Raw genomic sequence first — 7,773 nt, 5'->3', positions numbered from 1 at the left:
CTACTGGATCGTGGTCCCCCTCGGCATCATCCTGCTGCTGGCGGTGGGGGCCGACTACAACCTGCTGCTGATATCCCGGTTCCAGGAAGAGGTCAAGGCGGGACTCAAGACCGGCACCATCCGTGCGATGGCGGGCACCGGTGGGGTCGTCACCGCCGCCGGTCTGGTGTTCGCCTTCACGATGTCGTCGTTCATCGTCAGCGATCTGATCGTGCTCGGCCAGATCGGCACCACGATCGGCCTTGGCCTGATGTTCGACACGCTGATCGTGCGGTCGTTCATGACGCCGTCGATCGCGACCCTGCTTGGCCGCTGGTTCTGGTGGCCGCAGATCGTGCGCACGCGGCCTGCCAGCCAGATGCTGCGCCCCTACGGACCACGCCGCGCGGTCCGCGATCTGCTCGGGCGCGACCCGGACACCCGTCCGATACGTTCCACCCCACCGGAGGACCCCGCGTAGGCAATCCCACCGCCGAGTGCACGGTTGTTGTACACATCGCCCGAGTAGGGGCGTTAACAAGCGTGCACTCGGCGAACTAGTTCAGCCCGACCCCGCGTAGAGGTGGATCAGCCCAGACGCGACGGCGAACCGCGGGCCGTGCCGTCCGTCGATGCTGGCGCGCCCCACGACGACGTGCGTCGAGCGCAGTGATTCTCCGACGGTGCGCAGCAGTTCGTCGTCGAGTGCGCCGCCGCCGGCCAGGACCAGCGCAGGCGGCGGTTCGTCGAACGCACGTAGGCCACGAACGATGTTCGCCGCCACCGTTTCCTGCTTGATCGCCAGGCGCAGACTGCGCCACTCCTCGGCCGCGAGCTTGACCGAAAACGGGACCAGCCCGGCACTTCCGCGGGTGCAGAGCCTGCCGATCGCGTCGGCGGGGGCGGGACTGTCCAGGAACAGCCGACGCCCGTCCTCCTCGTGCGCGACGTGCGGACCCTCGACCCGCAACGCGGGGCTGCGCTTGACCCGCTCGGCAAGAGCACGCGGAATGTTCAGCACCCGTGCGACGGCCGTGGTGATCGCCTCCCCCGCGCCCGCCGCGGTCACGGCACGGTCCACGCCGATCAGGTCGATGGTGCCGCCGCCAATGTCGCACACCACGGTGCCCGGCGGCAGGCCCGGCGTCGTCCGTGCCCCGACGGCAGCGGCCTCCGGCTCTCCTGCGATGGTGCGGGTCGGGCGTCCGGTGAGGTCCTGCAGCGTCTCTGCGGCATCGGCGACGAGGTCGGCGGCCAGCAGCGCGACCACGGTGCCGCGGGTGTCGGCGACGCCGCGGCGCAGCCACGCCCCGTTGTCGATCGACGACAGGTCGGTGAAGAAGGCGTCGTCGACCGCAATGCCGTTCTGCGCGCTGGGAATCGAGTGCAGGCGGACCTCGACGACGTTACCCGGTGGCGCGAGCCGCAGAACGCTGTGCGCCTGGGCGGGTGTGTACCGCACCGTCGCACCGTCGACCGTGCAGTCGACATAGTCGTCGTCGACCGTCGGAGGATCGGGTGGCCCGGTGCGGCGGGTCACGGCGATCGCCGGGGAGTCCGCGAGCTCGCGGGTGAACTCGGCGACGTGCTGGATCCGTTCGTAGCCGAGCTCGAGTGCGACGCAGAGCGCGATCGGGTCGGCCATCGCTCGGTAGGCGCGGCCTTCGGCGACGACCTCCACCGCGACCAGCGCGCCAGGTTCGACGCCATCGACGTCGACCTCGTCGACGACCGGAACGTCGATGGCGATCCGGTTGCGGATCAGCACGGCGTCGTCCTGGGCGGCGATCACCCCGACGACGTCCCAGCCCCTGGCTACCGCCGCCGAGATCCCGCGCGCCGCCACTTCGAAGTCAGTGGACCCGTCGACGGAAATTATTGTCGGGCCCGCTGTTACGTCCCCGGCCAGACTGTCGAGCGGAACGTGCCGTCCCACCCCGAGCCCCGTTCCCCCCGGCGTGCTGGCGTCGACCCTGCGCAGACTCTTCACCGGCGACCATGGCGAGGTCGGCGGCGGGATGGGCGCCGTTGCGGTGTCCACCGGGCGAAGCGCGGCGAGCAGCAGTTCCTCGGCCGCCACGCCTGCGTCGACCTCCAGCTGGTGCAGCAACGCAGCCGCGCCCTGTAGCGATTCGCGGGAACCCTTGCGCCCCCGTGTGGGCCCCTGCCGGTGGGCGATCTGTTCGACGGTGCCGGAAATGACTCGGGCCAGGACGATCTCGGTGGTGTTGTTGCCCACGTCGATGCCTGCAACGAGGGTCACCGCAACAGACCTCGCCTGGCGTAGACCACGGCGGCCTGTCGCACCAGCTCCGCGCAACGGGACGCGCCGCGGGTCTCCAGCGAAACGCGCAGGGCATCGAGCTCGTCGGCGGTGGAACGATGTGGTCGCAGCGCCTCGTAGAGGTTCATCACGTCTTCATCGTCGATGGTCGCGAGTTCCGCTGCGCGGAGGAAGTTCTCGGCCAGCTGTGGATTGCCGCCCTCCTCCGCGACGACGGCCTGGTGGGCCAGCGTCGCCGGTTCCATCCGGAGATCCGACAGGCTGAGGTTGCCGTCGACGGCGGCTTGGACGGTGAACCTCTGTTCGCTCGTCACCGCTGCCCTCTGCTCTTCGCGCGAGCGCTCATCGCTGCACCTCCACCGTCGTCGGCGGCTGACCCGGTTCGCAGGCCTCCCGCTCGAGTGCGACGAGTGCCACGGCGCGGGCGTGGTAGCGGGCGGAGATCGACTCGTCGGTGCCGCCGGTGAAGATCGGCACCGGGGCCATCCCCTTGGCATGCCTTGCCGCGTTCTTGCCGAGCTCGCGGTACATCCGCGCGGTCAGCAGGGGGGCGACGCTGAACAGTTCGAGATTCGCCAGCGGCGCCAGATCCCGGCGGTGGATCAGCGCGGTCCCCTTGCCCTGCAACCCTATTCCGACTCCCGACCCGGACAGCCGCGCTGCAGTCAGGCCGATCAGCCCGACGTCGATGGTCGAGCGGATCCGCACCAGTCGCGGCACGCAGCCCTCTTCCTCGAGGCCTGCCGAGATCTGCCGCAGCACCTCGCCGACCGTGAGGCCGCACAGTGACAGCCAGACCGTCCGGCCGAGGGCAGGCGAGAGGCCGATGCACACCTCGCGGGGATCGCCTCCCTGACGGGCGATTTCGACGTCGGTGAATCCGACCTCGTCGCGATGCTCGGCCTGATCGGCGGTCAATTCCGCGGCCGTCCGCTCCTGGCGGATGCCGTCGATCTCGGCACGCCGTTCGGCGGTGAGCGCGTAGCCACTGCCCGGACCGGCGTAGTCGTTGGGGTCGGTGATCGCCGACAGCACGCGGAAGTTCTCGTCGAAGATCGCCGACGTCTGCAGTTGGTCGCCGCGCAGACGCTCCCTGGTCAGTTGCATGATGGCGTCGGCTTCGGCGTCGAAGCCGGTTCGCTTCAGCGAGGCGATGACGTCGAATACGGTCAGCTGCTTGGCCTCGATGGAGGTGGCCGCCTCCGCAACGGCCTTCGGATCGCCGGGTGACAGGTCGCGCGATCCGTTGGCCACCACTACCGCATCGACGCGGTCGTCGTCGAAGTCCGCGAGACCGAGATCGCGGTACACCGCCTGCACGGCCGTGGCGGCACGGCGGCGCACCCTGGCCAGGTGCTCGACCGGGACCGTGCGCAACCCGCCGTCGACCCCCCAGTCCCGTTGCAGGACCAGGAAGTCGTCCATGTCGTCGGAGTTGAAGTTCGACAGCGCGAAGGCATTGTCATAGCGCGGAATCGAGCCAAACCCGGAGAAGATGAAGTCGGCCCCCGCAAGCAGGACCGGCAGCGTATGAGCGCTGCGGCGGATGTCGGATTCGGAGATCAGGTTATCGTTGCCCGCGCAGGACTCCAGATCGCGCATCATGACCATCAGGTTCTCGGCGAGCAGCTCCTTCATCCCCTCCGGGACCGACGCCACCACCCCGACGCCGTCGATGCCACCGTTCTGCACGCCTTGCGACCCGAGGGCGCGGGCGAGCGAAACGCAACGCGACTCCAGGGAGAGGATCGAGCACTTCTCGGCCGCTCCCATCAGCACCTCGGCGCCGCCGCCGCTGGTGACCCGCATCTTCAGGCCCCGGGAGGCGTAGGCGGAGGTGAGGATCGCCTTCGAGAACGGGGTGTCGTCACCGTCGACGAACACCTGCTCGGTGCCGTAGATGGAGATGGTCTCGGCGTAGCTGGTCAGGCCGCGCAGTCCGAGCCGCAGCTCGAGTGCCTCCTCGATGGAGCACTGGGCCATCGCACCGGGGACGCCGACTTGGCTGCCGATCAGCAGGGCGACCGCGTTGGACGGGGCGTCGCCGAGTACCGGCACGGTGGTCTCGACCTCGCGGAATCCCTGTGCGACGGCACTGGCCGCATCGGCTGCGATCAGCAGCGGATCGTCGAGCTGATTGGTCACGTGCGCCTGGTTGCTCGGTGTCCGCCTGGCGCGCAACCTGGTCATCGCCATCTGCATCTCGACGGGCGACAGCAGCGCGACGACGCGGGCCAGTTTGGCAGGCGTGACGCCACCGATCAGGCGCACCACCTCCGCCCGCGGGACGTTGAAGTCGCATGCCATGCGCGCCAGAACCCGGTCGTCGAGCGCCATGGCCTCCTCGGCGACGTCGAGATCCAGCCCGTAGCGGGCGATGAACTCGTCGATCACGTCGAAGTCCGCTGTGGTCTTCCCGTCGAGCTCGACGACGACCCCGTCCTCGATCACCAGCGACGGCTCCGGGTCGAACGGGCTGCGCATCGCGACCAGTCCCAGGTCTGGATTGGTGACGCTGAAGCCGTCGAGGTTCACCGGTTTGGCGTCGAGGATCCGCATCCGCCCCTGGTCGAGATCCCCGTCATGCAGGTCATCCATCGGCCGTTTCCTCCTGGTGCTTGAACCCTCATCCTCTCACCGAAGCCGGTACAGCGGCTGCCTTAGTCTCGTACGACGTTGTCCTCGTACACGATTCGTCCGATCATGTCGTAGCGGCGAGTGTCCCTGTACTTGAAGTACGTTGCCATCGCCGCGCCGAACACGAACAATCCGACCACGATCCACGGGGTGAGCTTGAATAGCAGCGTGCCGGACGCGGTGCCTGCGGCTGCATCCTTGTGCACCCAGAGCAGGTAGACCACGTAGAGCATTCCGACGCCGCCAAGCAGCGGCGCGAGGAACGTCTTGAACCAGTGCGCGCTGACCGGGTGATTCTTGTGGAAGTGGAAGTAGCTGATCACCGAAAAGGCGCACAGCGCCTGCACGATCAGGATCGCCATGGTGCCCAGGATGGCCAGCAGCGTGTACATGTGCACGTAGGGGTCCATGCCCGCCGCCAGAAACGACAGGATGATCACCAGGGTGATCCCGCTCTGGACGAACGAAGCGATGTGAGGCGAGCCGTGCGTGGGATGCGTTGCGCCGATGGTCTTCTGGAGGCCGCGGGAGAGTCCTTCTCGGCCGAGCGCGTAGAGGTAGCGCGAGGCGCAGTTGTGGAATGCCATCCCACAGGCGAAGGATCCCGTGACGAGCAGGACGTTGAAGAGCGTGATCGCCCACTCACCGTAGTTGTTGCGCACGGTGCCAAAGAAGATCTCCGAGGCGGTGTTGGGATCCTGCGCCAGGTCGACGGCGTGCTGGGGACCCGTTCCGGCGATCGCCATCCAGGAGATGAACACGTAGAAGACGCCGACTCCGAGCACGCTGATCATCGTGGCCCGCGGGATGATCTTCTTGGGCTCGCGCGACTCCTCGCCGTACATCGCGGTGGACTCGAACCCGACCCACGACCAGAACGCGAAGAACAGGCCAAGGCCCGCGCTGGCACCGGCGATGGCGGCCGGCTGGAACGCCCCGATCGGGTTGAGGGTCGCGCCGACGGCGAAGCCCTCCGGTCCGCCGCCGTGGAACAGCACACCCAGTGCGCCGAGGGACAGCATGACGATCTCGGTGACCAGGAAGACCCCGAGCACCTTGGCCGCGAGGTTGACGTCGAAGAACGTCAGCAGACAGTTGAGCACCAGCATGAGCAGTGCGGGCACGATCCAGTGGATGGTGACGTCGAACTGAGACTTCAGCAGATTCTGGAAGAAGAACGAGAAGATGCCGATCAGTGAGGCTTCGAACACGACGTAGGCCATCGTGATCAGCAGACCGCTGGCCATGCCGACGATCCGGCCTAGGCCGTGGGAGATGTAGCCGTAGAACGCTCCCGTGGCGGTGATGTGCTTGGCCATGGTGGCGTAGCCGACGGCGAACAGGCCGAGGACGACGGTGGCCACGATGTAGCCCGCGGGTGCGTGCGAACCATTTCCGAACCCGACTGCGATGGGCACGTTGCCGACCATTGCGGTAATCGGCGCGGCCGTTGCGACCGCCATGAAGATGACGCTCATCGTGCCGACGGCGTTGCGCTTGAGCCGCTGAACGTTCTGATTAGGGCTTTCTGGCGGCGATACGGCTTGATCGGTCATCTACCGGCGAACCTTCCTGACAGTGAGCGGAGATCGCTGTGGCGTGGACCACACTTCGACCGCTTCGAATATTGGCACCGTCGACCCGTGATGGCAAGACCTTTTGAGTACCATTGACACAATTGGTTCACCCTTTTACGGTGGGAGGCTCGCGGGCCGGAATCGAACCGCCACGACTCAGGCAGGGAGCCTCTTGTACGACTACGGCACGTTCTCGTTCGAGTCCAAGGCACAGGTCCTCGAGCAGGCGAAGAAGTACTGGAATCCGGACAAGACCCAGTTCTGGACCGACGCGGGCGTCGACCTCGTCATCGACCGTAGGGAGGGTTACTTCCTCTGGGACATGAGCGGACGCCGGCTCATCGACATGCACCTCAACGGTGGCACCTACAACCTCGGCCACCGCAATCCCGAGATCATGGCTGCGCTGATCGACGGCATGCAGTACTTCGACATCGGCAACCACCACTTCCCCTCGGTCGCTCGCACCGCACTGGCGCAACGGCTGGTCGACTCGGCGCCCGCGTCGATCACGAAGGTGGCCTTCGGATCCGGCGGCGGCGAGGCGATCGACATCGCCCTCAAGAGCGCTAGGCACGCCACCCAGCGCCGCAAGATCGTCTCGATCGTCAAGGCCTATCACGGTCACACCGGACTGGCGGTCGCCACCGGTGACGATCGTTTCTCCAAGCTGTTCCTCTCCGACCGGCCCGATGAGTTCGTGCAGGTGCCGTTCGGCGACGTCGACGCGATGGACGAGGCGCTTTCGGGCGGGGACGTCGCCGCCGTCATCATGGAGACCATTCCCGCCACCTACGGATTCCCGCTTCCCCCAGCGGGTTACCTCGAGGCGGTCAAGGAACTGACCGTCCGCTACGACGCGCTCTACATCGCCGACGAGGTGCAGACGGGGCTCATGCGGACCGGCGAGATGTGGGGCATCACCAAGCACGGCATCGAGCCGGACATCATGGTCGCGGGCAAGGGCCTCTCCGGGGGGATGTATCCGATCACCGCGGCGATGTTGAGCGACCGGGCCGCACAGTGGCTTGACCAGGACGGGTTCGCGCACATCTCGACGTTCGGTGGCGCCGAACTCGGATGCGTCGCCGCCATCAAGACCTTGGAGATCACCGGCCGTCCCGAGATCCGCTCGTCGGTGCACCACGTCGCCGCCGTGTTCGCCGACGGACTGGCCCGCATCCAGGCCGATTACCCGGACTGGTTCGTCGGCATCCGGCAGAACGGCGTGGTGATCGGCCTCGAGTTCGACCACCCCGAAGGCGCCAAGTTCGTGATGCGAGAGCTGTACGAGAA

At 67.1% G+C, this 7,773-nt stretch carries 6 protein-coding genes; 2 read left to right on the top strand and 4 right to left on the bottom strand.

The features are described 5' to 3' along the window. Positions 1 to 460, top strand: a 460-nt coding sequence (locus tag ACRDUX_RS22475; RefSeq protein ID WP_526416649.1) for an MMPL family transporter, incomplete at its 5' end; no start/stop codon positions are given. Positions 461 to 541: 81 nt separating this feature from the next. Here ACRDUX_RS22475 and ACRDUX_RS22470 read toward each other — a convergent pair. The 4 genes from ACRDUX_RS22470 to ACRDUX_RS22455 all read right to left on the bottom strand — a co-directional run bounded on the left by ACRDUX_RS22470 (position 542) and on the right by ACRDUX_RS22455 (position 6,456). Beyond that, positions 542 to 2,242, bottom strand: coding sequence for a diol dehydratase reactivase ATPase-like domain-containing protein (locus ACRDUX_RS22470; protein WP_526416648.1), 1,701 nt, complete (start codon positions 2,240 to 2,242; stop codon positions 542 to 544). After that, a complete protein-coding gene (locus ACRDUX_RS22465; protein ID WP_526416653.1) occupies positions 2,239 to 2,508 on the bottom strand; it encodes a diol dehydratase small subunit in 270 nt (89 codons plus the stop codon). Before ACRDUX_RS22465 ends, ACRDUX_RS22470 begins: the two co-directional genes overlap by 4 nt. Positions 2,509 to 2,605: 97 nt before the next feature. Then, positions 2,606 to 4,822 (bottom strand): propanediol/glycerol family dehydratase large subunit, encoded by a 2,217-nt coding sequence (locus ACRDUX_RS22460; protein WP_526416651.1) that lies wholly within the window; start codon positions 4,820 to 4,822, stop codon positions 2,606 to 2,608. A 101-nt stretch (positions 4,823 to 4,923) separates the two neighbouring features. Next, positions 4,924 to 6,456, bottom strand: coding sequence for an amino acid permease (locus ACRDUX_RS22455; protein ID WP_526416646.1), 1,533 nt, complete (start codon positions 6,454 to 6,456; stop codon positions 4,924 to 4,926). 193 nt (positions 6,457 to 6,649) lie between these two features. On the opposite strand from ACRDUX_RS22455, the gene ACRDUX_RS22450 reads away from it, so the two are divergent. Further along, positions 6,650 to 7,773, top strand: a 1,124-nt coding sequence (locus tag ACRDUX_RS22450) for a class-III pyridoxal-phosphate-dependent aminotransferase (RefSeq protein ID WP_526416644.1), incomplete at its 3' end; no start/stop codon positions are given.

It is taken from the genome of Mycobacterium sp. (genome assembly GCF_050701675.1).
Lineage (GTDB): Bacteria > Actinomycetota > Actinomycetes > Mycobacteriales > Mycobacteriaceae > Mycobacterium.
This window is presented reverse-complemented; position numbering and strand designations above follow the sequence as displayed.

Bases quoted from the DNA above. Each gene is read 5' to 3' on its own strand.
- ACRDUX_RS22465 (WP_526416653.1), bottom strand. From the start codon at position 2,508: ATGGAACCGGCGACGCTGGCCCACCAGGCCGTCGTCGCGGAGGAGGGC.
- ACRDUX_RS22460 (WP_526416651.1), bottom strand. From the start codon at position 4,822: ATGCGGATCCTCGACGCCAAACCGGTGAACCTCGACGGCTTCAGCGTC.
- ACRDUX_RS22455 (WP_526416646.1), bottom strand. From the start codon at position 6,456: ATGACCGATCAAGCCGTATCGCCGCCAGAAAGCCCTAATCAGAACGTT.